Origin of the sequence: Antarctobacter albus, assembly GCF_900101505.1 — a bacterium.
Lineage (GTDB): Bacteria > Pseudomonadota > Alphaproteobacteria > Rhodobacterales > Rhodobacteraceae > Antarctobacter > Antarctobacter albus.
On record NZ_FMZI01000018.1, the window covers coordinates 1 to 25,997 of the forward strand.

Annotated in this window: 25 protein-coding genes; 9 read left to right on the forward strand and 16 right to left on the reverse strand. The window is 64.4% G+C overall.

The features are described from left to right. Positions 1–568: 568 nt before the first annotated feature. The 5 genes from msrQ to BLQ71_RS22560 all read right to left on the reverse strand — a co-directional run bounded on the left by msrQ (position 569) and on the right by BLQ71_RS22560 (position 5,582). On the reverse strand, positions 569–1,177 hold the full coding sequence (msrQ, locus tag BLQ71_RS22540; RefSeq protein WP_074623341.1) for a protein-methionine-sulfoxide reductase heme-binding subunit MsrQ: 609 nt from the start codon (positions 1,175–1,177) through the stop codon (positions 569–571). Further along, a complete protein-coding gene (locus BLQ71_RS26910; RefSeq protein ID WP_074623342.1) occupies positions 1,174–1,380 on the reverse strand; it encodes a GDCCVxC domain-containing (seleno)protein in 207 nt (68 codons plus the stop codon). Before BLQ71_RS26910 ends, msrQ begins: the two co-directional genes overlap by 4 nt. Beyond that, the gene (gene msrP, locus BLQ71_RS22550) at positions 1,380–2,315 is read right to left on the reverse strand and encodes a protein-methionine-sulfoxide reductase catalytic subunit MsrP (protein WP_074623343.1); all 936 of its coding nucleotides are present in this window, start codon (positions 2,313–2,315) and stop codon (positions 1,380–1,382) included. Before msrP ends, BLQ71_RS26910 begins: the two co-directional genes overlap by 1 nt. A 131-nt stretch (positions 2,316–2,446) precedes the next feature. Beyond that, positions 2,447–3,910 carry a pyridoxal phosphate-dependent decarboxylase family protein gene (locus BLQ71_RS22555; RefSeq protein ID WP_074623344.1) on the reverse strand — a complete coding sequence of 488 codons (1,464 nt, stop codon included), beginning with the start codon at positions 3,908–3,910 and terminating at the stop codon, positions 2,447–2,449. Positions 3,911–4,025: 115 nt separating this feature from the next. Further along, the gene (locus tag BLQ71_RS22560) at positions 4,026–5,582 is read right to left on the reverse strand and encodes an FMN-binding glutamate synthase family protein (RefSeq protein WP_074623345.1); all 1,557 of its coding nucleotides are present in this window, start codon (positions 5,580–5,582) and stop codon (positions 4,026–4,028) included. Between the two features lie 117 nt (positions 5,583–5,699). Here BLQ71_RS22560 and BLQ71_RS22565 point away from each other — a divergent pair, with 117 nt between their 5' ends. From BLQ71_RS22565 to BLQ71_RS22575, 3 genes are all read left to right on the forward strand, one after another. After that, positions 5,700–6,143: a DUF302 domain-containing protein gene (locus BLQ71_RS22565; protein ID WP_069210388.1), complete on the forward strand. Its 444-nt coding sequence runs from the start codon at positions 5,700–5,702 to the stop codon at positions 6,141–6,143. 286 nt (positions 6,144–6,429) lie between these two features. Then, a complete protein-coding gene (locus BLQ71_RS22570; RefSeq protein ID WP_074623346.1) occupies positions 6,430–6,912 on the forward strand; it encodes a fasciclin domain-containing protein in 483 nt (160 codons plus the stop codon). A gap of 231 nt (positions 6,913–7,143) precedes the next feature. Further along, positions 7,144–8,826, forward strand: a complete 1,683-nt coding sequence (locus BLQ71_RS22575; protein ID WP_074623347.1) for a calcium-binding protein — start codon at positions 7,144–7,146, stop codon at positions 8,824–8,826. A 14-nt stretch (positions 8,827–8,840) separates the two neighbouring features. On the opposite strand, the gene BLQ71_RS22580 is transcribed toward BLQ71_RS22575, so the two are convergent. Beyond that, the gene (locus tag BLQ71_RS22580; protein WP_074623348.1) at positions 8,841–9,611 is read right to left on the reverse strand and encodes a hypothetical protein; all 771 of its coding nucleotides are present in this window, start codon (positions 9,609–9,611) and stop codon (positions 8,841–8,843) included. 328 nt (positions 9,612–9,939) lie between these two features. Here BLQ71_RS22580 and BLQ71_RS22585 point away from each other — a divergent pair, with 328 nt between their 5' ends. After that, positions 9,940–11,430 carry an insecticidal delta-endotoxin domain-containing protein gene (locus BLQ71_RS22585; protein WP_074623349.1) on the forward strand — a complete coding sequence of 497 codons (1,491 nt, stop codon included), beginning with the start codon at positions 9,940–9,942 and terminating at the stop codon, positions 11,428–11,430. A 105-nt stretch (positions 11,431–11,535) separates the two neighbouring features. Here the strand turns inward: BLQ71_RS22585 and clpB are convergent, their stop codons facing one another. Continuing rightward, entirely contained in the window at positions 11,536–14,151 is a 2,616-nt protein-coding gene (gene clpB / locus BLQ71_RS22590; protein ID WP_043145959.1) for an ATP-dependent chaperone ClpB, read from the reverse strand. Between the two features lie 205 nt (positions 14,152–14,356). On the opposite strand from clpB, the gene pyrF reads away from it, so the two are divergent. Beyond that, positions 14,357–15,076, forward strand: a complete 720-nt coding sequence (gene pyrF, locus BLQ71_RS22595; protein ID WP_074623350.1) for an orotidine-5'-phosphate decarboxylase — start codon at positions 14,357–14,359, stop codon at positions 15,074–15,076. Between the two features lie 3 nt (positions 15,077–15,079). On the opposite strand, the gene BLQ71_RS22600 is transcribed toward pyrF, so the two are convergent. Continuing rightward, positions 15,080–15,373, reverse strand: a complete 294-nt coding sequence (locus tag BLQ71_RS22600; protein WP_074623351.1) for an NfeD family protein — start codon at positions 15,371–15,373, stop codon at positions 15,080–15,082. Continuing rightward, a complete protein-coding gene (locus BLQ71_RS22605) occupies positions 15,373–16,263 on the reverse strand; it encodes an SPFH domain-containing protein (RefSeq protein WP_074623397.1) in 891 nt (296 codons plus the stop codon). The genes BLQ71_RS22600 and BLQ71_RS22605 overlap by 1 nt, the downstream gene beginning before the upstream one ends. 320 nt (positions 16,264–16,583) lie before the next feature. Here BLQ71_RS22605 and BLQ71_RS22610 point away from each other — a divergent pair, with 320 nt between their 5' ends. Further along, positions 16,584–16,829 carry a hypothetical protein gene (locus tag BLQ71_RS22610; RefSeq protein WP_052244820.1) on the forward strand — a complete coding sequence of 82 codons (246 nt, stop codon included), beginning with the start codon at positions 16,584–16,586 and terminating at the stop codon, positions 16,827–16,829. A 100-nt stretch (positions 16,830–16,929) separates the two neighbouring features. Here BLQ71_RS22610 and BLQ71_RS22615 read toward each other — a convergent pair whose 3' ends face one another. After that, positions 16,930–17,361: an NUDIX domain-containing protein gene (locus BLQ71_RS22615; protein WP_074623352.1), complete on the reverse strand. Its 432-nt coding sequence runs from the start codon at positions 17,359–17,361 to the stop codon at positions 16,930–16,932. 34 nt (positions 17,362–17,395) lie between these two features. Between BLQ71_RS22615 and BLQ71_RS22620 the strand changes: the two genes are divergently transcribed. Further along, positions 17,396–18,649 (forward strand): DNA polymerase IV, encoded by a 1,254-nt coding sequence (locus BLQ71_RS22620; RefSeq protein WP_074623353.1) that lies wholly within the window; start codon positions 17,396–17,398, stop codon positions 18,647–18,649. 24 nt (positions 18,650–18,673) lie between these two features. On the opposite strand, the gene BLQ71_RS22625 is transcribed toward BLQ71_RS22620, so the two are convergent. The 5 genes from BLQ71_RS22625 to BLQ71_RS22645 form a co-directional block, all read right to left on the reverse strand. After that, positions 18,674–19,003 carry a DUF3775 domain-containing protein gene (locus tag BLQ71_RS22625; RefSeq protein ID WP_043145966.1) on the reverse strand — a complete coding sequence of 110 codons (330 nt, stop codon included), beginning with the start codon at positions 19,001–19,003 and terminating at the stop codon, positions 18,674–18,676. A gap of 62 nt (positions 19,004–19,065) precedes the next feature. After that, positions 19,066–19,797, reverse strand: a complete 732-nt coding sequence (locus BLQ71_RS22630) for an SDR family NAD(P)-dependent oxidoreductase (RefSeq protein WP_074623354.1) — start codon at positions 19,795–19,797, stop codon at positions 19,066–19,068. Next, on the reverse strand, positions 19,794–20,360 hold the full coding sequence (locus BLQ71_RS22635; RefSeq protein ID WP_074623355.1) for a DUF3833 domain-containing protein: 567 nt from the start codon (positions 20,358–20,360) through the stop codon (positions 19,794–19,796). The genes BLQ71_RS22630 and BLQ71_RS22635 overlap by 4 nt, the downstream gene beginning before the upstream one ends. Further along, positions 20,360–21,145, reverse strand: a complete 786-nt coding sequence (locus BLQ71_RS22640; RefSeq protein ID WP_074623356.1) for a DUF1365 domain-containing protein — start codon at positions 21,143–21,145, stop codon at positions 20,360–20,362. Before BLQ71_RS22640 ends, BLQ71_RS22635 begins: the two co-directional genes overlap by 1 nt. Beyond that, on the reverse strand, positions 21,142–22,437 hold the full coding sequence (locus tag BLQ71_RS22645; RefSeq protein WP_074623357.1) for an NAD(P)/FAD-dependent oxidoreductase: 1,296 nt from the start codon (positions 22,435–22,437) through the stop codon (positions 21,142–21,144). Before BLQ71_RS22645 ends, BLQ71_RS22640 begins: the two co-directional genes overlap by 4 nt. 239 nt (positions 22,438–22,676) lie before the next feature. Between BLQ71_RS22645 and BLQ71_RS22650 the strand changes: the two genes are divergently transcribed. Then, entirely contained in the window at positions 22,677–23,237 is a 561-nt protein-coding gene (locus BLQ71_RS22650) for a sigma-70 family RNA polymerase sigma factor (RefSeq protein WP_074623398.1), read from the forward strand. Between the two features lie 7 nt (positions 23,238–23,244). Next, on the forward strand, positions 23,245–23,892 hold the full coding sequence (locus BLQ71_RS22655; RefSeq protein ID WP_043145973.1) for a ChrR family anti-sigma-E factor: 648 nt from the start codon (positions 23,245–23,247) through the stop codon (positions 23,890–23,892). A gap of 359 nt (positions 23,893–24,251) precedes the next feature. Here BLQ71_RS22655 and lpdA read toward each other — a convergent pair whose 3' ends face one another. Then, a complete protein-coding gene (gene lpdA / locus BLQ71_RS22660; protein WP_175459255.1) occupies positions 24,252–25,988 on the reverse strand; it encodes a dihydrolipoyl dehydrogenase in 1,737 nt (578 codons plus the stop codon). Positions 25,989–25,997: the final 9 nt, after the last annotated feature.

Here is a 25,997-nt window from a genome sequence, read left to right on the forward strand (position 1 = left end):
CCAAGGGAACGAAGTCCATACAAACAGTGAAGCTGACACTTCATCATCGGACCGAAGCCCTAGAAGCGCGATATACAGAAGCTTGATCCATCGAAATGAACCAGAGCCGCCCGCATATCTCTTCAGATACCATCAATGTCAAATAGCGTAGAGACAAAAACCGAACCGGTGCGCCCTAACTTGCTCGGCGCGCCCGCCCGTCATTGCCTCAGATTGTTGCCTCGCAGTCCCCGGAGCATCGCCCCGCCGTCCCGTCCGGCCTCCCGATCAGCGCCTCAGCGCCGCCGGTGAAGGGGCTTTTACGGTTACACACCAAAACCCGCAAGCAGTTTTTTGGCCTCTCGTCATCTTTTTTTCATGAACGCCTGAAAACTACGCAAAATCAGTGGATTGAGAGGTGCGAAAAATCTCGTCTCCGGCGCTAACATCGACGCCCCATGCTGCACCGCGGCAGAGCCCGTCTCCATATCTTGGGTTATCCACAGGCTTACCCCCAAGAGGCCCGCTTTTTGAGCCGATCAGCGGCCTGAATCGCCGCGTTTCACCCCTGACCAAGGCGAAAGACGTCTCAGGCGAGTCGGGGTCGGGCCGTCAAACGAACCCGCAGCGCCAGCAAAAGGCAGATCACGCCGAGGTAGGCCAGCGGTTCGATCTGAAACCCCTTCACCAGCATCAGGTAGTGCACGCCCCCCAAAAGTACCGCGGGGTAGGTCAGCCGGTGCAGCTTGCGCCAGCGCGGGCCCAGTCGCCGAACCGACCAGTTGTTAGAGGTCATCACCAGGGGCAGCATCAGGACAAAGCCCGCCATGCCCACGGTGATATAGGGACGCTTGAGAATGTCGGCCCAGATCTGCCCAAGGATCTGCACATCCAGGACCAGCCAGACCAGCAGATGCAGAAAGACATAGGTGAATGTCATGATGCCGATCGCGCGCCGGAACTTGAGCAGGTTCACCCCGGCCCAGCGGCGCAACGGAGTCACGGCCAATCCGGCGATGGCCAGTTGAAGCGCAAATTCCCCCAGCGCATGTTCCAGCGCCTTGATCGGCTCGACACCCAGCCCCCCGGTCAGCCCCTGGTAGAGATACCAGGGTGCCGGAACCGCCAGCAGCAGATAGAGCGTCCACGTCGGCAGCCACCGCGCGCCCCGATTTATGCCATCGGTCAAAGCGGTCATGAGCAGCAAGCCTTTCCATCCTGGATCGGCGGGCACGGAACCGTGCCGTAGGAACAATACACGCAGCAATCCCCCTGCCTGGGCCGCGAAACCGTTCTGCACGACGGGCATTCCCAGAAAAACTGGCAAGCATCGGTAGGCATCGTCTCTTCCGTGCGCGTGCCGCAGGACGGGCAGGTCAAGACAGACAGCAGAACTGTCATCAGAAGTTCGCCTTGAGATCCATGCCCTCGTAGAGCGATGCGACCTCCTCTTCATAGCCGTTGAACATCAGCGTCGGCTGGCGGCGTGCAAAGAGGCCGCCCCCGATGCGCCGCTCGGTCGCCTGGCTCCAGCGCGGGTGATCCACCGTCGGGTTCACGTTCGAATAGAATCCGTATTCGCGCGCAGCGGCCTTGTTCCACGAGGTCGGCGGTTCGCTGTCGGTCAGGGTGATCCGCACGATCGACTTGATCGACTTGAAGCCGTATTTCCACGGCACCACCAAGCGGATCGGAGCACCGTTCTGGTTGGGGATCGTCTTGCCGTAGATGCCCGTCGCCATCATCGTCAGCGGGTGCATCGCCTCATCCAGGCGCAGCCCTTCGACATAGGGCCAGTCGAGAACCGGGAAACGCGTGCCGGGCATCTCCTCGGGGCGCAACACCGTTTCGAAGGCAACGTATTTCGCCTCGGGCTTCACCCCCGCCAGCTCCAGCAGGTCTGCCAGTTCGAACCCGTTCCAGGGCACGACCATCGACCAGGCCTCGACACAACGGAAGCGATAGATGCGCTCCTCGATGGTCATCTGGCTCAGGATATCGTCAAGCGCGTAGTCGCCCGGCTTGTCGACCAGCCCGTCGATCTGGATCGTCCAGGGCTGCGTCGTCAGCATGTGGGCGTTTTCGGCCGGATCGCCCTTGCGGGTGCCGAATTCATAGTAGTTGCAGTACGAGGTGATGTCCTCGAAGGCATTGGGCTCCAGCGCATCCTGCGCCTGCGCCTGCGCCGCGTTGGGCATGCCCCCCAGCAGCGCGGCACCACCCGCTGCCGCCCCGGCGCCAAGACCCAGCCCCGCCAAAACGCGGCGGCGGTTCATGAAGATCGGCTCCGGCGTGACGTCGGAACGGGTGAGCTTGTTTGTCCAGCGGTTGGCCATGTGTCCTCCTCGGGTGGTCCGTTATCCGACAAGATAGGCGACACGCGCCTCGACCCAAACAAACGATGTCTCACGTTGGCGTAACGCGGCTGTAACACGTCTCCCACGTGCCCTGGCAGGGGCGGCAGGGATCAGACCGCCAGATCACCGCCGATCCGCAGCACCTCTTCGACCAGCAGGTCGAGGTCGGCGCGCCGCGTGCGGTGATTGCAGATCGCCACCCGCAGGCAATGGCGCCCGGCCACGGTGGTGTCGGACAGGGCGGCAATACCCGCCTCCTGCATCTGCAACATTATCTCTGTGTTCAGCTCTCGCAGGTCAGGGTCCGACTGTCCCGGCACCGTGAACCGGAAACAGACGATGTTGATCGTCACCGGCGCCATCAATTCAAGATGCGGCACCTCTTCTATCCGGGCGGCGAGATAGGCGGCCTGCGCGATGTTCTGGTCGATCAGGCGGCCGAACTTCTCGACGCCATGCTCCTTGAGCGTCAACCAGACCTTGAGGGCGCGAAACCCGCGCGAGGTCTGGAGGTTGTAATCATGCAGGTATTCCGTCGCCGCGATGCCTCGGGGCTTTTCCTCCAGGTACTCGGGGTGCACGGCAAAGGTCTGGCGATGACGGTCTGCATCCCGGATCAGCGCACAACCCGCCTCGAAGGGCACATGCAGCCATTTGTGCGGGTCCAGGGCAAGCGAATCCGCCGCCTCCAGACCGCGCACCAAGTCGCGGTTGCCCGGGGCAATCGCGATCAACGCCCCGATGCAGCCGTCGACATGAAACCAGAGCCCTTCGTCGTCACACAACGCGCGGATGGCGGGCAGGTCGTCGATGGCGCCCGTGTTGACCGTCCCCGCGGTGGCGATGACGCAGGCCGGACGATATCCCTTGGCGCGGTCCTCGGCGATCAGCTCGCGCAGCGCACCCATGTCCATCCGCAAGTTGCGATCCGACGGCACCCGCCGCAGCGCCCGATTGCCCAGGCCCAGCAGTTCCACCGCCTTCTGGTGACAACTGTGCAGCTGGTCCGATCCGTAAAAGCGCAGGGGTTGTGGTATGGCGCCGATGCCCTCTTCGCGGACATCCACCCCCGCCATCGCATTGCGCGCCGCCGTCAGCCCGATGATGTTCGCCATCGAGCCGCCGCTGACCAGCGTCCCGCTGGCGGTCTCGGGGAAACCCATCATCTGCTTCAGCCAGTCCACGACCTGCAGGTCCATCAGGGCGGCGGCATTGTTGCCGCCGCCAAGGTTGGATCCGTCGATCGCGGACAGGAACTCTGCCAGGGCGCCGCTGAAACTGCCCGATCCCATGTACCACATCCAGAACCGCGGATGGATGTTGCCCATCGGGTAAGGCAACAGGTTCTCCTGCACTTCCCCGTAAATGTCGGACAGCGGTTGCGGGCCGACCGGCAGCGGCGCGGCATAGCTCTGGCGCACCTCCCCTGGCATCTCGGCCCAGACAGGCCGGTCGCGCACGTCGCGGATATGGGCAAGTGCGTCATCCACGATCCGGTGCGCCATGTCCCTCAGGACGTTCCAATCCGCGGGATCAAGTCCCTCTTCGGCCTGTTCGAAATGCTGGTCGTCCATGTCTCCCCCCAATGATGAAAAGGTTTTGGATAAAAAATCACGCCGGAACCGTCCGCAGTATATCACAGACAGCCCTATCGCGGGCAGCCGGGGGGAGGGCTGCCCGCGATAGCGATCACGGCGCCCTTGCGTCCACCTGCATCCGGCGAATGGCCTCTTCGAACATGCGGTTCCCGGCGGCGCCATCGTCGCCCAGCCGGACCGAGGGGTAGATCTCGTTCATCTGCACGGACGAGCCGTCATCCTTGACCACTCGCACGTGCCGCCGCCGCATCTGGCGCGGCTCTCCGACCCCGACGGAATGGGCGATGGTCTCGATCTCGCCGATGACGGCCCTGGCGTAGGCCGCGACACGCTTGTCCTTCTCGGCCACAACCAGCCCCTTTTGCAGAGAGGGGATATGCGTGGTGATCCCGGTCGGGCAGGTGTTCTTGTTGCACTTCAGCGCCTGGATACAGCCCAGCGAGAACATGAACCCCCGCGCCGAAGTCACGAAATCCGCGCCCAGGCAGATGGCCCAGGCCACGTCGCCGGGATTGACCAGCTTGCCGCTGGCCACGATGCGGATGCGGTCGTGCAGCCCGGCGAGGTCACGCAGGTCGACCATGCGGATCAGCGCCTCGCGCAGCGGCAGGCCCACCAGGTCGATCAACGGCAGCGGCGCCGCGCCGGTGCCGCCCTCGCCCCCATCGACGGTGATGAAATCGGGCGCGTGTTCCTCGCCACGTTCCTTGATCTTCTTGAAGAAGGCAAACCAGGGGTCGGCCGAGCCCATGCAGGTCTTGAACCCGACCGGCTTGCCCGTGACCTCGCGGATATGACCGATCAGGTCCAGCAGCCCGTCGAAATCATCCACCTCGCGGTGCCGGTTTGGCGAAATTGCGTCCTTGCCCATCGGTACACCGCGAATGGCGGCGACCTCTTCGTCGATCTTGGCCGCCGGCAGGATGCCGCCCTTGCCCGGCTTGGCACCCTGGCTCAGCTTGATCTCGAACATCCTGACGTTCGGATTTGCGGCAACCTCCTTCAGCTTGGCATCGCTCAGGTTGCCGTCCTGATCGCGCACGCCGAACTTGGCCGTGCCGATCTGGTAGACGATGTCGCAACCGCCCTCCAGGTGATAGGGCGACAGCCCCCCTTCCCCGGTGTTCAGCCAGACCCCCGCCTGCTTGGCTCCCCGGCTGAGCGCCTGCACCGCCGGTTTCGAGATCGCACCGTAGGACATGCCCGAGATATTGTAGATCGAGGGCGCCAGGTAGGGTTCGCGGCAATAGGGGCCGATCATCATCGGTTCGGTCGAGGCATATTGATCGTCCAGCGGCGGAAAGACCGCGTTCATGAAGATCGGCGTCCCCGGCACGTTCAGGTTCCGGGTCGAGCCAAAGGCCACCGTGTTCCCCTTGCTGGAACTGGCATTGTAGATCCAATTGCGCTGCGCCCGGTTGAACGGCATCTCCTCGCGGTCCATCGCAAAGAAGTATTGGCGAAAGAACTCTCCCAACTCGGTGAACAGGGCACGGAACCTCCCGATCACCGGATAGTTCCTGCGGATCGCGTCCCCTGTCTGCGTCTTGTCGATGACGTACATCACGACGACCAGCGCCACCGCCACCCCGATCATGAAGACGAAGAACAGCGCCAGATATTGCAGCGCGGCCATCGCGTATTCCATATTCTACCCCCCGAATGTGTTGATTTGTCTCAAGGTCATGCTGTTATTGAATCGATACTCTGCCACCATCACAGACGAATGGCAGCCCGTCTGCGCAATTCGTGAAAGGGAGAGAGCATGAGACACTTCATCAGCGCCGCCGCGCTTGCGCTCGTGGCAAGCGGGGCAATGGCCCAGGGCATCATCAGCTACGACACCGACCAGAGCTTCGACGATGTCGTCTTCGGGCTGGAAAACGCGATCCTCGACGAGGGCCTCGTGATCGACGCGGTCAGTCACACGGGTGACATGCTGGAACGCACCAAGGGCGACGTGGGGTCGGACATCACCATCTTCACCAACGCGGACATCTTCAGCTTCTGTTCGGCCAAGATCAGCCGCGAGGTGATGGAAGCGGACCCGATGAACGTGGTCTTCTGTCCCTATGACATCTTCGTCATCGTCCGGCCGGAGACCCCGGAGACCACCACCATCGGTTTCCGCGAATTCCCCGAAGGCGAAATGAAAAAGGTCGAGGCCCTGCTCGACGGCATCGCCCGCGCGGCCATCGGCCTGGATTGAGCCGACCGCGTCCTGGGTCTGCCCCGGGACCTCCGGCCATTGGCAGGCAGAGAGGGAGAACGGCCCGGCGCCGTTTTCCCGGTTTTTCTGCCGGATCACCAAAAACATCATGGCCTGAATTCACAAAGATGTAATTGGAAAATCCCTTTGCCTCGGGCTTAGCGGCGGACCCGCGCTCGTCAAGCGGTGCGCGCAGAAATTCCGCCTGATCCAGTGCGCCAATCCTCCCGTAGACCCTTTCGATGTGACGGACACATCGCAACTGCGAAACCAATGGAGGATTTCCATGATCCGTAGAACGTTCCTCGCCGCCACGACCGCACTCGCCTTTGCCGCTCCGGCCTTTGCCGGCGGCCACTCGATGGATATCGTCGACACCGCCAAGGAGGCGGGCAGCTTTGAAACCCTGCTGGCGGCAGCCACTGCCGCGGGCCTTGTCGACACGCTCAAGGGTGAAGGTCCGCTGACCGTCTTCGCGCCCACCGACGCGGCCTTTGCCGCCCTGCCCGAAGGCACGGTCGAGAACCTGCTGAAGCCTGAAAACAAGGACCAGCTGACCGCGATCCTCACCTACCACGTCGTTGCGGGCAAGGTCATGTCGACCGACCTCAGCGATGACATGATGGCCAAGACCGTCGAAGGGTCGGAAATCACCATCGACCTCGACAACGGCGTGATGGTCAACGACGCCAGCGTCGTGACCGCCGACATCGAAGCGTCGAACGGTGTCATCCACGTCATCGACAAGGTGATCATGCCGGGCATGTGACCCGCAACAGGTCATTCCAGGTATTCGGCCCGCACCCTGTGCGGGCCGTTTCCATTTGCGCACAGGCAGTAACCCGCCCCATTTCCGGCGTCTTGCCAGCAGTTCAACCCTTGGGCGACATCTCCCCCCGGTTTCAGCTTGACCACTAGTTAACAAATCGTAAACGAATTGGACGAGGTGCGACTAAATTTTTTGTCTCATTCGATATTAACAAGCGATTAGGAACGAGTGATGCCGACAAATCTGGCCGACAATGAAACGGGCGATTTCCTCGCCAACCTCGTGAGCATGCTGGACGGCGACGACACCTACATCGGCAAAGGCGGCAACGATACGATCCAGGGCGGCGCCGGGGCGGATTTTCTCCTGGGGAATGACGGTCACGACCAGATTTTCGGGGCGGACGGCAACGACACACTGGTCGGAGACACGGGCAACGATACCCTGCTCGGCGGCGCCAATCGCGATGTGCTGCGGGGAAACGCTGACAATGATTTTCTCGATGGCGGCAGCCACAGGGACCTGCTGGTTGGCGGCCCCGGGGACGACACGCTTCTGGGCGGGCGCGGTAACGACGTCCTGCAGGGCGACGAAGGGGCGGATGTCTTTCGCTTCGATACCTTCGACGGGGTCGACGTGATCCGCGATTTCGAGAACGGAACAGACTTGATCGACCTGAAGGCCTTTGGCGCGCTCGACATCACCTCTTTCGACGACCTGGTGCTGAACCAGAACGGCAGCAGCGCCGTGATCTTCTTCGGCAGCGATACCAAGATCATCCTGCAGGACACCAGCATCGCCGAGCTCGACGCCGATGATTTCATCTTCGGGACGCGGATCGGCGCCGACAACAGCCTGCCGGGAACAAGCGGCGGCGATCACCTGGTCGGACGCAGGGGCCGCGACGAGATTTTTGGCGAAGGCGGCCACGACACGCTGGTCGGCCAGGCGGGCGATGACACCCTGCTCGGCGGCGCTGGCAACGATACCCTGCTGGGCAATGCCGACAATGACCTGCTCTATGGCGGCTTGGATGCCGATCACCTCAACGGCGGTCCCGGGGACGACACGCTCCACGGGGGACAGGGCAACGACGTGCTCCAGGGGGACATCGGCGCGGATGTGTTCCGCTTTGCCATCTCGGATGGGGTCGACGTGGTCCGCGATTTCGAGGACGGAACCGACAAGATCGACCTGACCGCCTATGGCCACCTTGGCATCACCTCGGTCGATGATCTCACGATCACCCAGAACAACGCCCACGCGGTGATCTATTTCGACTCCGACAACAAGATCATCCTGTGCAACATGGACGTGGCCGACCTCGACGCCGGCGACTTCATCTTCGGCACCGGTACAGAAACGCTCGATTTCGACAGCGGGCTGTTCCAGTACGACGCCACAGCCAACCAGTTCACCTACGAACAGGGCGGGTTCGTGGTGGATGGGGCGTTGAACATGGGCCTTGGCGTCTCGGGGCAGATCGGGCTCATCGACCTGGATGGCGACTGCGAGTTCGAGCTGGGCCTGGCGGACACCGATTTCGGAACAGGCCGCAGCGACAGCATCACGATCGACATCGGGTCACAGGTGACCGGCAAGAGCTTCGATCTTGTGGGTTTCGATCTCGACGCCTTTTATCTCGACGGGTCGGACAACACGATCAGCCTGCGCAGCGGCGCACCGGGCGCAGGCTCCGTGGCCACCTTCAACGAGGATGGCGACGGGCTGTGGGACATCGACGGCGGCCCCGAGGACCTGACATTCGATCAGATGTTGCCCTACTTCGAGGACATGGAGAGCCTGCACATCACGATCACCCTCGACGACATGGGCGACTCCGCGGATCTTGGCGGGGGCCTGGGGATCGACAATATCGTGCTGCAATACGACGACGTGCTGGCCATCGTCTGATCCTGTCCGCCGCTCTACAGACGTCCCATGCGCTGATTGCGCAGGTACCGACGCTTGCGGCGCGCCAGCCGGTCCTCGTCGAGGGTCGACCGTTTCAGCCTCAACAGGGGCTCGATCCCGTCTTTCGGGGGCACGTTACCTGGCGGGGTCAGCGTCAGCCCCTCATCAGGCAGTCCCAGCAGGTCAAGCGCCAGGGACAGCGGCCCGACGGCCCGTGTGCGGCTGGTTTCGACACCGGTACTCAGCACCCGGGCACGCCCCCGCAGCCCGGCCCGTACCGCCTCGACCCGATCCGCCAGCGGCAAGGAATCGGTCAGCCGCGCGCGGTAGGTGTCGAAATCCTCCGTGATGCGGTGCCCGCGCAGGTTTTGCCAGTAGATGCTTCTCATCCAGGCGTCCTCGTCACGCGTGGTGAACCAGACGGTGATCTCGGCCTGCGGATATCGGTCGTCCAAGGTCGTCACCACCGTCCGCAACAATTCCGGCACCTCATCATAGCCCGCCCCGGGCCTGCGACCGGGAACAAGCCCGGAAAGATCCTCGGCGGTGATGAACAACGGCTTGTCGGGCGGCGGCAGGACCGCGTTCAGTTCCCGCCGCATCCTGTTCAGCTTTCTCTGTTCCGGTCTGATTGCGTAGCCTCGGGCCAATTGCGCAACAGGGCGCAGGTCGCCGGGCAGCAACAGATTCAGGTTCCGTGACAGCCGGTCTGCATTGGCGGCCGCGCAGGACTGCAGGCTGCTTGTTCCGGTCTTGTGGAACCCGGCATGTACCAGAATACGCATGGTCTCACTCGCAGATTACCGGGGCAGTGTAGGGTGCCTGACCTCGGCCCGCCACTCGGGAACGAAAGTCAAAGACAGGTTCCGAACACTCAAGTGGGGGAACGTACTGTCTGAACCGTCCGCGATTTCCAGCTTTGGGCGCGCAGGCCCACACTGGCAGGCCATATGCCAGGACGGCTGCGGTATTTGGTTTCGATCCCTCCGGATTCGCGGATGCGCACAGCCCGCTACACCTCAAGTGGAATCCGGTTGATCGAACTCTCCCAGTGGGGCAGGGTTCAAATTTGCCACCCATCCGATCAGACCAATCCATCGACCAGGAGACACCATGTCCATGTTTGCAGAACCCCCCGTGCGCGCATCTATCAGCACGATGGTTGCCTCCGTCGAAAATGGTGTGGACCGAGAGACTTACACCATCCGGAAACTGCAGGCCGGGTTCGAAGCCCTGGACGATCCAGCGGCAACCGTGGTCGGTGTCGAAGGCGCCTACGTCGAGGCGTCAGACGTTCCTCTCGTCTATGACCATCCGGTGTTGTCGCATTCCGATGACACGATGCTGAAACTGCGCGTGCGCTGTGCGATAGACGAATTGAACGCCGCCTCGCCGATGCTCCCCGGCGAAACCCTGGTGCACGAGCGCTTTGCCTTCCTGTCCGAATCCTGGGAGGTGTTTCCGCCGGGAACGGTGTTCGTCGACCGCCAGACCTCGATGGCCCGGCTGCTCTACATCTATCGCAACGTGGTCGTGGATGCGCAGACGGGCGCCTTGCGCTTTGACAGCGCGGCGGCGGCAGAGCCGACCGATGCGCAACTGGGGCTGGGTGAGGCCCCCGTAATGGTACTGGCTGCGGCCTCGCTGCCGCACAGCATTGCCGTGGACGTGGCCAAGAAACTGGCCGACCAGATGGCCAAGGACGCGCTCAAGGCGATCAGCGGCAACCTGACCCAGATCGCGGGCGGCGTGATCGCAGGGGCCATCGCCGGGGCGATCATCGACACGATTCTCGGGGCGCTGTTCCCGGAGGACAAGAAATCGACCCTCGACGCCTATTTCGAGGGCATGCAAAAGCTGATGCAACAAGAGCTGAAGCAGCAGACCATCGACGAAATTGCCGGGACCTTCGTTGCGCTGCGCAACGAGCTGACCAACGTCTACGCGCCCGCCCGGCTGCAATCGGACCTTCGGGTCCAGCAGGACCGCAAGAACCTGTTCGACTACCATCTGCACGACTACTCCAACACCTTCTTCATCGGTACGGACGGCATGCTGGGGACGCTGATGGATGAAAAATACCAGCTGGCCTGTTTCCCGGTCTTCCTTCTGGGGGCGGGGATGCACCTGTCGATCCTGCAGGAAATCGCCAATGTCGACCCAACCAACAAGGATGAGAATTTCGATCCGCTGAAGTCGAGCTATGGCGTCCCCAAGACCGGCTCTGTCGCGAAATATGCCAAGCAATACGCGGACCACGCCGACAAGGTATGGGAAAAGATCCGCGAAAAACGCAAGAGCCGCGTGGTCTACGGCGCCGAACATGGCGTGGTGTTCCGTCATCATTACCTTGTCGGCTATTACGCCGACGAGGCGATCGATGCCGACAAGCACCTGAACCGGATCAAGTACGAATACACCAACGACAAGGACGGCAAGAACATCCCGGTGCCCGGCAGCAGCAAGGCCGACGTGATAAAGGCGATGGAGGCCTACCAGGACAAGGTTCTGGCCGAGCTGGAAGCCAGCCTGCCCGACCGCAAGAAGGTCGTCGCCGGGTGGCGCAAACTCGTGGACAACCCGCTGAACATGGAAACCTCCTGAGGGCAGGACCCTCCGGTTTCGTTTGCCGGCAATCGTTGGGCCTGTCCGCGCGGGCATGAAAAAAGGCGGGGTCTCCCCCGCCTTTCCTCTTGCCTGTCACCGGGATCAGTGGACCACGGCATCGTCCGGCTTGGGACGGTTCGTTGCCCCCACACGGTCACCGATGATCAGACCATCGGCCCCGGCAGAGACAACCACCACGTCGCCGTCCGCCACGTCGCCCGCCAGCAGCATCTCGGCCAGCGGATCTTGCAGCGCCCGCTGGATCACCCGCTTGAGCGGGCGCGCCCCGAACACCGGATCATAGCCCTCGTCCGCCAGCCAGGTCTTGGCCGCATCGTCCAGCTCCAGCCGGATCTTGCGGGCCGCAAGCCGCTTGAGCAGGCGCGCCATCTGAATATCGACGATTCCCGACATGTCCTCGCGCTTGAGGCGGTCAAAGATGATGGTCTCATCGAGACGGTTCAGGAACTCGGGCCGGAAATGGGCGCGCACAGCATCCATCACGTCCCGACGCGCCTGGCTCGAATCCGCGCCCTCGGGCAGTTGACTCAACGCCTGCGACCCAAGGTTCGAGGTCAGAACGATCAGCGTCTGCTTGAAGTCCACCGTCCGGCCCTGACCATCGGTCAGCACACCGTCATCCAGCACCTGCAAGAGCACGTTGAACACGTCCGGGTGCGCCTTCTCGACCTCGTCGAACAGCACCACCTGGTAGGGACGCCGCCGCACGGCCTCGGTCAGGACACCGCCTTCGTCATAGCCGACATAGCCCGGAGGCGCACCGATCAGACGGGCCACCGCGTGTTTCTCCATGAACTCGGACATGTCGATGCGCACCATCGCGCTGTCGTCGTCAAAGAGATAGTTCGCAACCGCCTTGGTCAGCTCGGTCTTGCCAACGCCGGTCGGGCCAAGGAAGAGGAAAGAGCCCAGCGGCCGGTTCTCGTCGTTCAGACCCGCGCGCGCCCGGCGCACCGCATTGGCCACCGCCGTCACCGCCTGGTTCTGACCGATGACCCGCCTGTGCAGCTCGTCTTCCATCCGCAACAGCTTTTCGCGTTCGCCTTCCAGCATCTTCGAGGTCGGCACACCGGTCCAGCGTTCGACCACCGCCGCGATCTGCTCGGGGCCGACGGCCTCTTCGACCATCACGTCCGATTCCTCGGTTTCGGCTTCGTTCAGCCTGCGCTCCAGTTCGGGAATGCGCCCGTACTGCAGCTCGCCGGCCTTGGCGAAATTGCCGTCACGCTTGGCCGATTCCAGCTCGGCGCGCAGGTGGTCCAGTTCTTCCTTCAGGTCGCGGGCTGAAGCCAGCTTGTCCCGCTCCGCCTGCCAGCGCGAGGTCATCTCAGCCGACTTCTGCTGCAGCTCGGACAGGTCCTTTTCCAGCTTGGCCAGCCGGTCCTTGGAGGCCTGGTCGTCTTCCAGGCGCAGTGCTTCGACCTCGATCTGCTTTTGCAGGATGTCGCGGTCCAGCGCGTCCAGTTCCTCGGGCTTGCTGTCGACCTCCATCCGCAGGCGGCTGGCGGCCTCATCCATCAGGTCGATGGCCTTGTCCGGCAGGAAACGGTCGGTGATATAGCGGTGCGACAGCGTCGCCGCCGTCACCAGCGCCGAGTCCGAGATCCGCACGCCGTGGTGCAGCTCGTACTTTTCCTTGATCCCGCGCAGGATGCTGATCGTATCCTCGACCGTCGGCTCCTCGACCATGACCGGCTGGAACCGCCGCGCCAGCGCCGCGTCCTTTTCGACGTGCTTGCGGTACTCGTCCAGCGTGGTGGCACCGACACAGTGCAGCTCACCCCGCGCCAGCGCCGGTTTCAGCAGGTTCGAGGCATCCATTGCCCCATCCGCCTTGCCCGCGCCGACCAGCGTGTGCATCTCGTCGATGAACAGCACGATTTCGCCCGCTGCCGACGTCACTTCGGAGAGGATGGATTTCAACCGCTCCTCGAATTCGCCGCGATACTTCGCACCAGCGATCAACGCGCCCATGTCCAGCGCCAGCAGGCGCTTGTTGCGGAGCGACTCCGGCACGTCGCCGTTCACGATCCGCAGGGCCAGCCCCTCGGCGATCGCGGTCTTGCCGACGCCCGGCTCACCGATCAGCACCGGGTTGTTTTTGGTCCGGCGGGACAGCACCTGCATGGTGCGGCGGATCTCGTCGTCGCGGCCGATGATCGGGTCGATCTTGCCTTCGCGGGCGCGCTCGGTCAGGTCCAGCGTGTATTTCTTCAGCGCTTCATAGCTGTCCTCGGCGTTCGCCGTGTCCGCCGTGCGCCCCTTGCGCACGTCATTGATCGCCTCGTTCAGCTTCTGCGGCGTGACCTTGCCAGCCTCCAGCGCCTCTTTCGCGGGGCTGCGGACCATCGCAAGCGCGGTCAGCATCCGCTCGACGGGCACATAGCTGTCGCCGGCTTTCTGGGCCAGCTTCTCGGCCTCGTCCAGAACCTTGCCGGTCGCGGAATCCAGGTAGACCTGCCCTGCGTCACCCGAAACCTTCGGGATCTTGGCCAGCTTGGTGTCCAGCACCTGCACCACCCGCTTCGGCTCACCGCCCGAGGCGGCGATCAGGTTCGATGCCATCCCCTCTTCATCGTCCAGCAGGGCCTTGAGCAGGTGTTCTGGCGCCAGCTTCTGGTGGCTTTCCCGCATCGCAATCGTCTGCGCGGCCTGAATGAAACCACGCGCACGTTCCGTGAACTTCTCCAAGTTCATATCTGTCTCCTTCCATCAAGCGCCCCTTGAAGTGCGCCGCGCCTGGCCTTGCAGCACGCGGGCGTTTCGGGGCCTCGCTTCCAAGATGGTCGCGGCTCACGATCTGTTCAAGTGAGCGCCGTTGCAAAAAAGCAACGCGCGCCATCTTGACCTTGTGCGCAAGGGCTTTCATGTGATCCCGAACCCCAGAGCAGGAGCCCGCCCCATGTCCGATGACCGTCTGATCGTCGCCCTCGACGTCCCCAACGTGATCGAAGGGCTCGACCTTGTCGACCGCCTGGGTGACGCCGTGTCCTTCTACAAGATCGGGCTGGGGATGCTCACCGGCGGCGGGCTGGCACTGGCGAACGAGCTGAAGGGCGAGCACGGCAAGCGCATCTTTCTTGACCTCAAGCTGTTCGACATCGGCGCCACGATCGAGGCCGCCGTGCGCGGCGTGGCCCAGTTCGACCTCGACTTCCTGACCGTCCACGGCGACCCGCATGTGGTGCGCGCCGCCAAGGAGGGCGCGGCAGGCTCGAACACCAAGATCCTTGCCGTCACGATCCTGACCTCTCTCGACCGCGATGACCTGGATGCCGCCATGATTGCCGAAGGGCCGATCCCCGACCTGGTGCAGACCCGCGCGGGCCGCGCCTTCGAGGCAGGGGCCGACGGCATCATCTGCTCCCCCAACGAGGCGGCGCTGGTCCGCGCCCTGCCCCAGTCCGAAGGCCGGCTGATCGTGACGCCGGGTGTGCGGCCCGCGGGCGCGGACGTCGGCGATCAGAAACGCATCGCGACCCCGGCCCAGGCGATCCGCGACGGCGCCGACCACATCGTCGTCGGCCGCCCGATCCACCGCGCCCCCAATCCCCGCGCGGCGGCACAGGCGATCCTGTCGGAAATGGCCTCGCCCCAGGCGCAGCGGCCCAACGGATCTTAGGCGTCAGTCCTCGTTGATGTCGCGGTCCCAGACACGCGTCTGACCCTTGCGCACGCCCACCAACCGGCGCATGGCCAGCCAGGCCAGAGCCGAAAGCACCGCAAAGGTCAGCAGCGCCAGCGGCAGAGAGCCGCCGATGAACAGCCCGCCCGGCCCGGCCAGCAGGAACAGCAGGCCCATCGCCAGCGCGCCCAGCGCAAAGCCCAGGAAGATGAACCCCGGCGCCAGCAGTTCGAGGATCGCCAGGGCGATCCCGCCGGCGATCCAGATCCACCAGACGTCCCAGCCCCAGCTCATCACCGCGACCCCATCAGCATCTTGAAGGCATCGGCAAAGGCATCCAGCGCATTGGCCGGCAGGATCACGGTCTGCTTGCCCTCACCCTTGCCCACCGCCGTCAGCGCCTCGACCTGTTTCAGCGCCACCTGGTACTGCGCCGCCTCGATGCCGTTGTCCTGGATCGCCTTGGCGACGACGCCGGTGGCATAAGCCTCGGCATCGGCGGCGATGCGGCGCGCCTTGGCAGCCTGCTCGGCGGCGTAAAGCTCGGCATCCGCCTGCAGCTCGACGGCCCGGCGCTGACCTTCGGCCTCTGTCACCAGGGCCCGGCGGGCACGTTCGGCGTTCAGCTGTTGCAGCATGGCCTGGCGCGTGGCCTCGTCCAGGTTGACGTCCAGGATCTCGGCCCGCGTCACCTCGATCCCCCAGTTGTCCACCGCGTCCTCGACGTTGCTCTTGATCTCGCCGATCAGCTCGCTGCGGTTCGATTGCACCTCGTCCAGTTCCATCCGGCCAATCGCGGCGCGGACGATCCCGGCCACCGTGGTGGCAATGGCACCGTCCACGTCCCGGATTCGATAGACGGTCTTTTCCGGCTCGAGGATGCGGTAAAAGACGCTGGTTTCCACCTGCACCAGAACGTTGTCCGAGGTGATGGCATCCTGCGTCGCGTCGGGCAGCTGCCGTTCCAGAATGGAAATCCTGTGCCGCACCTTGTCGATGAAGGGCACGATCAGGTTGATCCCCGGCCCCAGCACCGTGCGCAGCCGGCCAAAGCGTTCGACCACGAATTTCTCGGATTGCGGCACGATCCGCACCCCCAGCAGGATGCAGAGGATGACGAATGCGGCCAGCAACAGCCAGACGATATTGGCGCCGGCAAACTCCATCGCCACCTGATTGTCCATGATTGAGCTCTCCCGGAAATGCGTTGCGCCCAGCATCGCAGAGCCCCGGTGGAGAGGAAAGCCCGCTGATGCGGGCGCCTAGCCCCGCCTGCCGTCATCGCAGGGCCAAGCCTCTATCAACGCATGGGCGCGAAAGGTGTTCCCGCGCCCTCGGCGCACCGGCAAACTGGCGCCCAAATCTCCGAAAACCGGCGAAAATTCGCGAAAATTCCCCTGCGCCGGGGGTATTCCTGACCTGTTGCCCCGATGAAACGCGGTCATTCTGACCCTACCTCTTGAATATAAGCCCGAAAAACGGGGCATGAGGTTAGGAGACCGATATGAGCACGTGGACCCCCCGCATCGACCAGGTGCGTTACAACGCCGCCGAGCAGTGTTTCGAGGCCCTGGTCACCGTCGTCACCCCCCAAGGCCTGCTGCGGGTCGCCAGCCAGTACGCGGCGCCCGTCACCACCGATTTCGAAGAGGCCGCGCGCGGGCTGTGGATGCGCGCCCGCCTGTCGCTGGGCACACCCGAACGGCTGCAACTGCGCCTGCCTGCCGTCGAGATGCCGACCGCCGCCTGATCCACCCCTTTCCAGGGTTCGGCTCTTTACACGCCTGTATGAGCCGCACCGCCGCGCCCCCTTGTCCCTCGGGCGTGGCGGCGTCCTGCCGGGGCCCGTGCTATTCTGCGGGTCCCGGCCTTTTTTCCAGGTAGTCTCTCAGGATCTCGCGGAAATGCGGAATCGCCTCGTCCGAGGCGATGAAATCCGCCGGCAGCATCACCAGCCATTCCTCGCCCTCGTCGCCAAAGACCACGTCATCGACGATGGCCCCCGGCAGATGCGCCGCGAAGAACCAGCTGATCTTCCCCGCATCGTCGCGCAGATGCACAACGTGCAGGTCGCCCTCTGCCAGCGTCAGGCCCAGTTCCTCCTGCGTTTCGCGCAGAGCACAGGCCTCGGGCGTTTCCCGCCCGTCACGCTCGCCGCCCGGAAAATCCAGATACCCCGGCCAGGGAATCGAGGGTTTGCGGTCGCGCCGCAGAACGATCAGGTCGCCGCCTGCAAAAAGCATCAGCTTGGCGCCCGTGAACTGTTGTCTCGGATCGCTCATGGCGCCCCTTTCTGCGGCGCATTATACTGGACCCATGCCCAGCCTGTGCCGCGATTGCCTGACCCAGTTCGACACCGGACCCCGCTGCCCGGCCTGCGGGCGGCCGCGGGTGATCTCTCATGCCGAGCTTTGGGATCTCTCCATTGCCCACATGGACTGTGATGCCTTTTATGCAAGCGTTGAAAAGCGCGACAACCCGGAACTGGCCGACAAGCCGGTGATTATCGGCGGCGGCCGGCGCGGAGTCGTCTCGACGGCCTGTTATGTCGCCCGGATTCGCGGCGTGCGATCCGCGATGCCGATGTTCAAGGCGCTGGAGCTCTGTCCTGACGCCGTCGTGGTCAAGCCGCGCATGGCCGTCTACGCCGAGGTCTCGAAACAGATCCGCGCCATGATGGAGGAACTGACCCCCGCCATCGAACCGCTGTCGCTGGACGAGGCATTCCTCGACCTCACCGGCACAGCGCGGCTGCACGGCGCGCCGCCCGCTGTCATGCTGGCAAAACTGGTCAACCGGATGAAATCCGACCTGGGCGTGACCGGCTCCATCGGCCTTTCCCACAACAAGTTCCTGGCAAAGATCGCCAGCGACCTCGACAAGCCGCGCGGCTTCGCGGTCATCGGTGCGGCAGAGACGCAGGATTTCCTGCGCCCCAGGCCCATCCGCCTGATCTGGGGTGTCGGGCAGGCCACCCAGGGCGCTCTGGAAAAGGCCGGCATCCGCACCTTCGAGGACCTGCTGCGCTGGGATCAGCGTGACCTGACCGCCCGTTTCGGCTCTATGGGTGAGCGGCTCTGGCACCTGGCGAGGGGCGAGGACAAGCGCCGCGTGACGCGCAACGCGCCTATGAAATCCATCTCGAACGAGACCACCTTCAACGAGGATACCGCGGACGCAGAGATCCTGGACGGGCATCTCTGGCGGATGGCGGAAAAGGTCGCGGACCGGGCCAAGGCCAAGGGCGTGGCGGGCCGGGTGGTGACGCTGAAACTGCGGAAATCGGATTTCCGGATCGTGACGCGCCGCACCGCCCTGCCCGGCGCCACCCAGATCGCAGACCGGATCTATCGCACCGCGCGCGGGCTGTTCGACCAGATGCCGCCCGGCCAGCCCTACCGGCTGATCGGCGCGGGCATTTCCGACCTGGTGCCAGAGGCGCAGGCGGATGTTTCGGGCGACCTGCTGGACCCGCAGGCCGAAACCCGCGCCAAGGCCGAGCGCGCCACGGATGCGATCCGGGCACGCTTTGGCGACGGGGCCATTCTCAAGGGCCGCGCGCTCAGGTAGCGCGCGTCCGGAAACCGCCTGGCTTCACGCCCCGCGGCGCATCAGGTCGTCTTCCTCGCCGGTGGCGTCATAGCCAAAGGCCTCCAGCCCCGCTTCCAGGTTGTCGGCCAGGTGCGGGGTCCCGATCAGGTAATCCGCCGTTGGTGTCGTCGCCTCGGCCACGGCGGTGCCATAGGCCTCGTCCCAGTCCTCGGCGTCAAAGGCGCCCCGGCCGATCCACATGACCGCGACCAGCGCCGCCTGTTCCTCTTCGTCCATCCGGTCGATCAACCCGCGCAACTCGCCCTCCGCGCGGCTCAGCTCGCGCGCCATGACGATGACCGCGGCCACCTTCCTTGGGCTGATGTTCTGCATTTCGCGTCTCCTTCTCTGTCATCGACAAGAGATGACGCGAAAAGAGGAGTCAAACCTTGATCTTACGCAAACAGCCGATAGTACAGCCAGTCCGGCAGAAACCGGCTGCCCCGGAACAGCCAGGAAAAGCCGCGCGGAAAGGCCCTCTGGAACCCCTGCCCGGACATGTGCCGGAAACAGATCTCTGCCGCCTTTTCCGGGTCCATGATGAAGGGCATGGCAAAATCGTTCTTGTCGGTCAGCCGGGTGCGGATATAGCCCGGCACCAGCAGCTGCACCTGGACCCCGGTCTTGCGCAGGTCGGCGTACAGCGATTGCGCCAGCACCATGACCCCCGCCTTCGACGAGACATAGGCCGCCGCCCCCGGCAGGCCGCGATAGCCCGACAGCGATCCGGTCAGCACGAAATGCCCCCGGTCGCGCGCCACGAATCGCGGCACCACGACTCCTGCCAGGCGCATCGCCCCGGTGAAATTCACATCTGCCATCGTGTTGGCGCGCTCCGCGTCCCAGTCCTGCGCCCCGAAGGGCCAGTAGGCGCCGGCCACCTGGATCACCCCGTCGATCTCCCCGATCCGCTCCGCCACGGTCTCCAGTGCTTCGGCGTCGGTCACGTCGACCACTTCCACCTGCGCCCGCGTCGGCAAACCTTCCGCCAGCGCCCGCAGGCTCTCTTCGCTCCGCGCGCTCAGGATCAGTTCGACACCCGCCTTGCTCAGACGCCGCGCCAGCGCCGCGCCCAGCCCCTCGCTGGCGCCAACCAGCCAGTACCGCTTGCCGGTCCAGTCCCTCACGCGGCCTCCTTGCGCCGCATGGTCGCCACCAGCTCGGCCACAGTGATGCCGAACTTGCGGAACTGCGACCGGTTCACGATGGTCCCGTTGGGCGCCAGATACATCCAGTCCACCGTGTCCAGCACGTGCCCGCCGGCGTCCTCGGGCAGGCGGATGCGATAGCGCAGCCGCACCGAGGGGCCGCTCTGCTGGCCCTCTCCTTCGCCCACCACGTCCGGCGCGGTCGCGCGGATCCGGCCATCGTTGCCCAGCGTCAGTTTCCATTGGCGATGCTGCTCGGCCCCGGACTCATAGCGGAAATGCTCGTCCATGACGCCCTGATTGCCGTCCCAGCGGGCCTCGAACTCGCCGACGAAACGTGAGGTGACACGCCCCGTCGGCCCATAGATCACGCCTTCGCAGATCAGCGGGCCGTTCAGGTGGGTGCGCAGGTCGAACCGCGTGCCCGTGTCATCCGCATAGTCGGCGGGCGACTGCCCCAGAAAGCCAAAGCGGCGCTGGCGCAACAGGACAAGCGCCAGCACGATCAAAGCGCCCAAGAGGGTATAGAGGAATGCAGTCATCACGATGCCTTTCTGATGGCCTCGGGCGCGGGGCCGCCGCTGACCTCGCGCGCGGGCGGTTCAGGACGGGTGCGATAGCGCGCGCCCTTCCACCACAGTTTGAGGGCCTGCCAATGGATCAGCGCCAGAACCCGCCGCGCACCGAACGGCCGCCGCAGGGCGGACAGCAGGATGGCCCGGTCGGTCAGAGGTGCGCGCGGCCCGCAGAGCGTGGCGATCACGCCGCCCTTGTCATGGGTAAAGTCGATCCAGACCCCGACACGATCCGCGCGGATGTCGAACCGAAAGGTATAGCCCCCGGCGATGGGCTGGAACGGCGAGACATGAAACAGCTTTTTTGCCTCGATCCGGTCGCTGGGCGTGATCGGCGAGCCGTCGGCATGGGCACAGAGATAGCAATGCCGGTCGCCAAAGGTATTCGTCACCTCGGCAATCACCGCCCGCAACGCGCCCCCGTCATAGGCCAGCCAGAAGGACACCGGGTTGAACACGTGGCCCAGCAGGCGCGGCTGCGCCAACAGCATCAGCGGCCCGTCAAAGGCGATCCCATGCGCGTCCAGCACCTCGCGCGCCCAGGATGGCCCCTGCCCCTGCCCCGGCGCGCCGCCGTGGTCCCTGTCCTGCACCGAGGTCAGGTTGCCCCGATTGCGCGAAAACAGGCGTGGGCCGCGCGCATCGGCCTCGGCGTCCAGCAGGACGTAGTCGACCGAATAGCGAAAGGCATTGGCCACATCGCCCTTCCGCCCGTGGTAGGAATGGCCCCGGATCAGGTCGAGACTGCTCATGCCACCGCCTTGACCGGTCCCCGGGCCAGGATGGCATCGGCCACGTCCGCCGCGCTGGCCAGCCCGTCCTCGTGAAAGCCGTTCTTCATCCAGGCACCGCAGAACCATGTCCCGCTTTCGCCGTTCATCGCCGCGATCTCGCGCTGCGCCTGCAGGGCGCCCTGATCGTAGACCGGGTGCCGCAATGTGACCTCGTCGTGGATCAGCTCGTCACGGATCGCACGGGTGGAATTCAGCGTCACGAAGAGCGGATCGTCCTGCGGGATCGGCTGCAGGCAGTTCATCCAATAAGTCAGGTCGATGCAGTTCATCTCTTTCCTGGGCGCCTCGGTATAGTTCCAGGACGACCAGCAGGCCCGGCGCCGCGGCATCAGCGAGGTATCGGAATGCAGCACCACGCGGTTCGGCTGATAGGCGATCTTCTCCAGCGCCGCCCGTTCCGCCGGGCGCGCATCCGACAACAGCCGCAGCGTGTCATCCGAATGCGTGGCAAAGACCACCTCGTCAAAACTTTCCCACTCACCACCCTCAAGCCGCACCTCGACCCCGGCGGTGGTCCGCCTCACGCCGCCAACCGCTGCGCCCAGCCGCAGGTCCACCCCCTGCCGCATCAGCGCGGCACCCAGCCGCCAGACATATTCCACCGACCCGCCCTGCACCGTGTACCACTGGTGCTGACCGGTATGGCTGAGCAGGGCGTGGTTCTCGAAAAAGCGGATCAGCGCATAGGCCGGGAAGTCCAGGATCTTGTCCGTGGGCGTCGACCAGATCGCACCGGACAGCGGCAGCAGGTAGTAGTCGCGGAACCAGTCCCCTGTCCCCATGCCCTCCAGGAAATCGCCCAGCGAGACAGAAGGGTCCCGCGCCGCATCCAGCGCGCGCGAGTTGAATTTCATGATGTCCCGGATCATCGCCAGGAACCGCGGGTTCAGCGCGTTGCGCTTCTGGGCAAAGACGGCGCGCAGGTCCCGCAGCCCGTATTCCATCGCCCCGCCGCGCAGGCTGGCGGAAAAGCTCATGTCCGACTTCGCCACCGGCACCTCCAGCCGCTCGAACAAAGAGGTCAGCAGCGGGTAGTTGGCATAGTTGAACACGATGAACCCGGTATCCACCGGCTGAGTCCCGTCCTTGCCCGCCAGCTTCGTCCGGGCATGACCGCCCAGGCGCGGTTCCGCCTCGATCAGGGTGACACGGTGCTGCTCGCCCAGCATGTGCGCGGCCCCCATGCCCGAGATCCCGCCACCGATCACGGCGATCCTGCGTGCGGCGGTGCTGCTGGCTTCGAATGGCATGGTCTGTCCCGTTCCCTGAACTTGATGGTCTTTCCACCTTGTTACGGCCAGACACCCCGCGCGGATGAAAAAAGCCCGGAAAACATTTTTTCGCATCCGGTGATCCGAACCCGCACCCCCTGCGTATTCCTGATATGTTTGGCGCGACTGAACCTCTCGACACCCGCGACGCTACGTCCATTGCGGCTTCGGCGATCAACCGGCATGTCAGGGGCAATGACCGTGACAAGGCCAAACCCGTGAGCGCAGGGACCGCAGACGAGAATGCCCCGGACTGGGCGGCGGTGCTGATCCGCATCCGCGACAACCGCGATGAAGCGGCCTTTGTCGCGTTGTTCCGGCACTTCGCGCCCCGGGTAAAGGCCTTCCTCATGCGCTCGGGCGCCGATGCCGCCCAGGCAGAGGAATGCGTCCAGGACGTCATGGCCACCGTCTGGCAGAAGGCGGCACAATTCGATCCGGCGCGCGCCTCGGCCGCGACATGGATCTTCACCATCGCGCGGAACCGTCGGATCGACGCCCTGCGCAAACAGAAACGACCCGAGCCCGAGGATCTGCCCTGGGGCCCCGAGGCAGAACCGGACCAGGAAGACCGGCTGGGCCTGCAACAGGAAACGGAACACCTGGGAGAGGCGCTTGCCTCTCTCCCCGCGAAACAGCGGGACCTGATCGAAAAGGCCTATTTCGGCGATCTCACCCACAGCGAGATCGCCGAGGCCACCGGGCTGCCGCTCGGCACGATCAAGTCCCGCATCAGACTGGCGCTACAGCGCCTCAGACACGCTATGGACAGGAAGTGATGCTTCGATGACGACGATCCGACACCACCTGACCGACGACCTCATCATGGGATATTCCGCGGGCACCCTGCCCGAGGCCGTCAATCTCATCATCGCCACCCACGTCTCGCTTTGCGACGATTGCCGCGCTGCGGTCGAGGCGCACGACGCGCTTGGCGGCGCCGTTCTGGACGCGACAGAGGCCGAGACGCTGGACGACGGCTGTCTCGACGCCACGCTGGCAATGATCCGGGCGATGGACGCCCCCACGCCGCGCGACATCGCAATGCCTCGGGATGCGATCGCCCCGGCGCCTCTGCTGGATTACATCGGCGGGTCTCTGGAAGCGGTGAAATGGCGCCCCGTGGGCATGGGTGTCAAACAGGCGATCCTGAAAACCTCGCCCGAGGCGACCGCGCGCCTGCTCTACATCCCCGCGGGCACGGCCATGCCCGATCACGGCCACCGCGGTCTGGAACTGACGCTGGTCCTGCAAGGCGCCTTCCAGGACGACGAGGGCTATTTTGCGCGCGGCGACATCGAAATCGCCGATGCAGAGCTGCACCATACCCCGGTCGCGGACATCTCGCAGGATTGCATCTGCCTCGCGGTGACCGACGCGCCGCTCAGGCTCAAGGGCCTGGCACGTCTCGCCCAGCCCTTCCTCAACATCTGAGCGCCCGCGCGCACCGCCCGGACCTGCGCCCAGCCTGTTCCCCGGAGCCCTCCCTCGCTTGATGCCGAAAAGAGACGGAGCGTCCGGCGATGCAAGGGGCCGCAGGCCCGCGCTCGCGCGGCTTGCCCTTGCATAGCCGGACGGTCTGTCTCAGGCAACAAGAAAGCGAGGGAGGGCGCCGGGGCACATGGCGATGCTTGTTCCTTGGTGACTCCGGAAGCGAAAAACAGGCGCAGCCTGTCGCAAAGGGTCGGCGGGCGGGCGCCTTTGCGGCGCAAGCCGCAAACAGTCCCGTCCCGGCGGCCCGGCAAACGAAAAGGGCGGGAAACCCCGCCCTTTCCAACAGCCCTCTCAGGCGCTCATTTCTTGCGCTTCTTCGGCGGCATCAGGTCGGTGATCGTGCCCTCGAACATCTCGGCGGCAAAGTTCACCGTCTCCGACAGCGTCGGGTGCGGGTGGATCGTGTGGCCCAGGTCCACCGCGTCCGCCCCCATCTCGATGGCCAGCGCCGCCTCCGAGATCAGGTCGCCCGCATTGGTGCCCACGATGCAGGCGCCGATCACCCGGTCGTCCTCGGGATCGAACAAGAGCTTGGTCACACCCTCGCTGCGCCCGTTCGACAGGCTCTTGCCCGAGGCCGCCCAGGGGAACACGCCCTTCTCGTACTTGACGCCCTTCGCCTTGGCCTCGGTCTCGGTCAGCCCGCACCAGGCCACTTCCGGATCCGTGTAGGCCACCGAGGGGATCAGCTTGGCATCGAAATGCCGCTTTTCCCCGGCACAGACTTCGGCCGCGACCTTGCCTTCGTGCACCGCCTTGTGCGCCAGCATCGGCTGGCCCACCACGTCACCGATGGCAAAGATATGGCTCACACCGGTCCGCTGCTGGCTGTCCACGCCGATGAAACCACGGTCGTCCACCGCAACACCGGCCTTCTCGGCGTCGATCAGCTTGCCGTTCGGCTTGCGCCCCACGGCCACCAGCACCTTGTCGAAGGTATCGGAAAAGCTCTCGCCCTTGTCGTCCTCGAAGGTCACTTTCAGCCCGGCATCCGAGGCCTCGACCGCCGTCACCTTGGTCTTGAGGAAGATGTTCTCGTACCGGCCCTTGATGCGGGTCATCAGCGGCTTGACGATGTCCTTGTCGGCGCCCGGAATGATCTGGTCCATCAGTTCGACCACGGTGATCTTCGATCCCAGCGCGTCATAGACACAGGCCATCTCCAGCCCGATGATCCCGCCGCCCAGCACCAGCATCCGTTGCGGGATGTCGGCCAATTCCAGCGCGCCGGTCGAGTCGATCACGCGCGGATCGTCATGCGGGATGAAGGGCAGCGCCACGGGTTCCGACCCGGCGGCGATGATGCACTGGTCAAAGGAGACGGTCTTGACCCCGTCCTCGCCCTGCACCTCGATCATGTTCGGCCCGGTAAACTTGCCATAGCCGCGCACGATTTGCACCTTGCGGCCCTTCGACAGGCCGTCCAGCCCGCCGGTCAACTGGCCGACAACGCCATCCTTGAAGCCACGCAACTCGTCCAGGTCGATCTCCGGTTTGGAGAACCTGATCCCGTGCGCGCCCATCTCCTCGGCCTCGGTGATGACCTTGGCAACGTGCAACAGCGCCTTGGACGGGATGCAGCCGACGTTCAGGCAGACACCGCCCAGCGTCGGGTTGCGCTCGATCATGACCACCTTCTTGCCAAGGTCGGCGGCACGGAAAGCCGCCGAATAGCCGCCGGGGCCAGAGCCCAGCACAACCACCTCGGCATGCACATCGCCGGGGCCGCTGGCGCTGCCGGTGGCCGCCACGGATTTCGGCGCCTCGGCCGCGGGGGCCTCGTCCTTCGGCGCCTCCGCACCGGCATCCGCGCCTTCCAGCACCAGGATCACCGATCCTTCGCCGACCTTGTCGCCTTCCGAGACCTTGATTTCCACCACCTTGCCCGCGGCGGGCGAAGGCACTTCCATCGTGGCCTTGTCGCTTTCCAGTTCGATCAGCGGGTCTTCCTCGCTGACTGTGTCGCCCACGCTGACCAGGATCGCAACGACGGGCACCTCGGTGAAATCACCGATATCGGGTACTTTGACTTCCATCGTCCTCAC

Excerpts from the sequence above, each read along its gene's own strand:
- msrQ (WP_074623341.1), bottom strand. The coding sequence starts at position 1,177 with ATGACCGCTTTGACCGATGGCATAAATCGGGGCGCGCGGTGGCTGCCG.
- BLQ71_RS26910 (WP_074623342.1), bottom strand. The coding sequence starts at position 1,380 with ATGACAGTTCTGCTGTCTGTCTTGACCTGCCCGTCCTGCGGCACGCGC.
- msrP (WP_074623343.1), bottom strand. The coding sequence starts at position 2,315 with ATGGCCAACCGCTGGACAAACAAGCTCACCCGTTCCGACGTCACGCCG.
- BLQ71_RS22555 (WP_074623344.1), bottom strand. The coding sequence starts at position 3,910 with ATGGACGACCAGCATTTCGAACAGGCCGAAGAGGGACTTGATCCCGCG.
- BLQ71_RS22560 (WP_074623345.1), bottom strand. The coding sequence starts at position 5,582 with ATGGAATACGCGATGGCCGCGCTGCAATATCTGGCGCTGTTCTTCGTC.
- BLQ71_RS22565 (WP_069210388.1), top strand. The coding sequence starts at position 5,700 with ATGAGACACTTCATCAGCGCCGCCGCGCTTGCGCTCGTGGCAAGCGGG.
- BLQ71_RS22570 (WP_074623346.1), top strand. The coding sequence starts at position 6,430 with ATGATCCGTAGAACGTTCCTCGCCGCCACGACCGCACTCGCCTTTGCC.
- BLQ71_RS22575 (WP_074623347.1), top strand. The coding sequence starts at position 7,144 with ATGCCGACAAATCTGGCCGACAATGAAACGGGCGATTTCCTCGCCAAC.
- BLQ71_RS22580 (WP_074623348.1), bottom strand. The coding sequence starts at position 9,611 with ATGCGTATTCTGGTACATGCCGGGTTCCACAAGACCGGAACAAGCAGC.
- BLQ71_RS22585 (WP_074623349.1), top strand. The coding sequence starts at position 9,940 with ATGTCCATGTTTGCAGAACCCCCCGTGCGCGCATCTATCAGCACGATG.
- clpB (WP_043145959.1), bottom strand. The coding sequence starts at position 14,151 with ATGAACTTGGAGAAGTTCACGGAACGTGCGCGTGGTTTCATTCAGGCC.
- pyrF (WP_074623350.1), top strand. The coding sequence starts at position 14,357 with ATGTCCGATGACCGTCTGATCGTCGCCCTCGACGTCCCCAACGTGATC.
- BLQ71_RS22600 (WP_074623351.1), bottom strand. The coding sequence starts at position 15,373 with ATGAGCTGGGGCTGGGACGTCTGGTGGATCTGGATCGCCGGCGGGATC.
- BLQ71_RS22605 (WP_074623397.1), bottom strand. The coding sequence starts at position 16,263 with ATGGACAATCAGGTGGCGATGGAGTTTGCCGGCGCCAATATCGTCTGG.
- BLQ71_RS22610 (WP_052244820.1), top strand. The coding sequence starts at position 16,584 with ATGAGCACGTGGACCCCCCGCATCGACCAGGTGCGTTACAACGCCGCC.
- BLQ71_RS22615 (WP_074623352.1), bottom strand. The coding sequence starts at position 17,361 with ATGAGCGATCCGAGACAACAGTTCACGGGCGCCAAGCTGATGCTTTTT.
- BLQ71_RS22620 (WP_074623353.1), top strand. The coding sequence starts at position 17,396 with ATGCCCAGCCTGTGCCGCGATTGCCTGACCCAGTTCGACACCGGACCC.
- BLQ71_RS22625 (WP_043145966.1), bottom strand. The coding sequence starts at position 19,003 with ATGCAGAACATCAGCCCAAGGAAGGTGGCCGCGGTCATCGTCATGGCG.
- BLQ71_RS22635 (WP_074623355.1), bottom strand. The coding sequence starts at position 20,360 with ATGACTGCATTCCTCTATACCCTCTTGGGCGCTTTGATCGTGCTGGCG.
- BLQ71_RS22640 (WP_074623356.1), bottom strand. The coding sequence starts at position 21,145 with ATGAGCAGTCTCGACCTGATCCGGGGCCATTCCTACCACGGGCGGAAG.
- BLQ71_RS22645 (WP_074623357.1), bottom strand. The coding sequence starts at position 22,437 with ATGCCATTCGAAGCCAGCAGCACCGCCGCACGCAGGATCGCCGTGATC.
- BLQ71_RS22655 (WP_043145973.1), top strand. The coding sequence starts at position 23,245 with ATGACGACGATCCGACACCACCTGACCGACGACCTCATCATGGGATAT.
- lpdA (WP_175459255.1), bottom strand. The coding sequence starts at position 25,988 with ATGGAAGTCAAAGTACCCGATATCGGTGATTTCACCGAGGTGCCCGTC.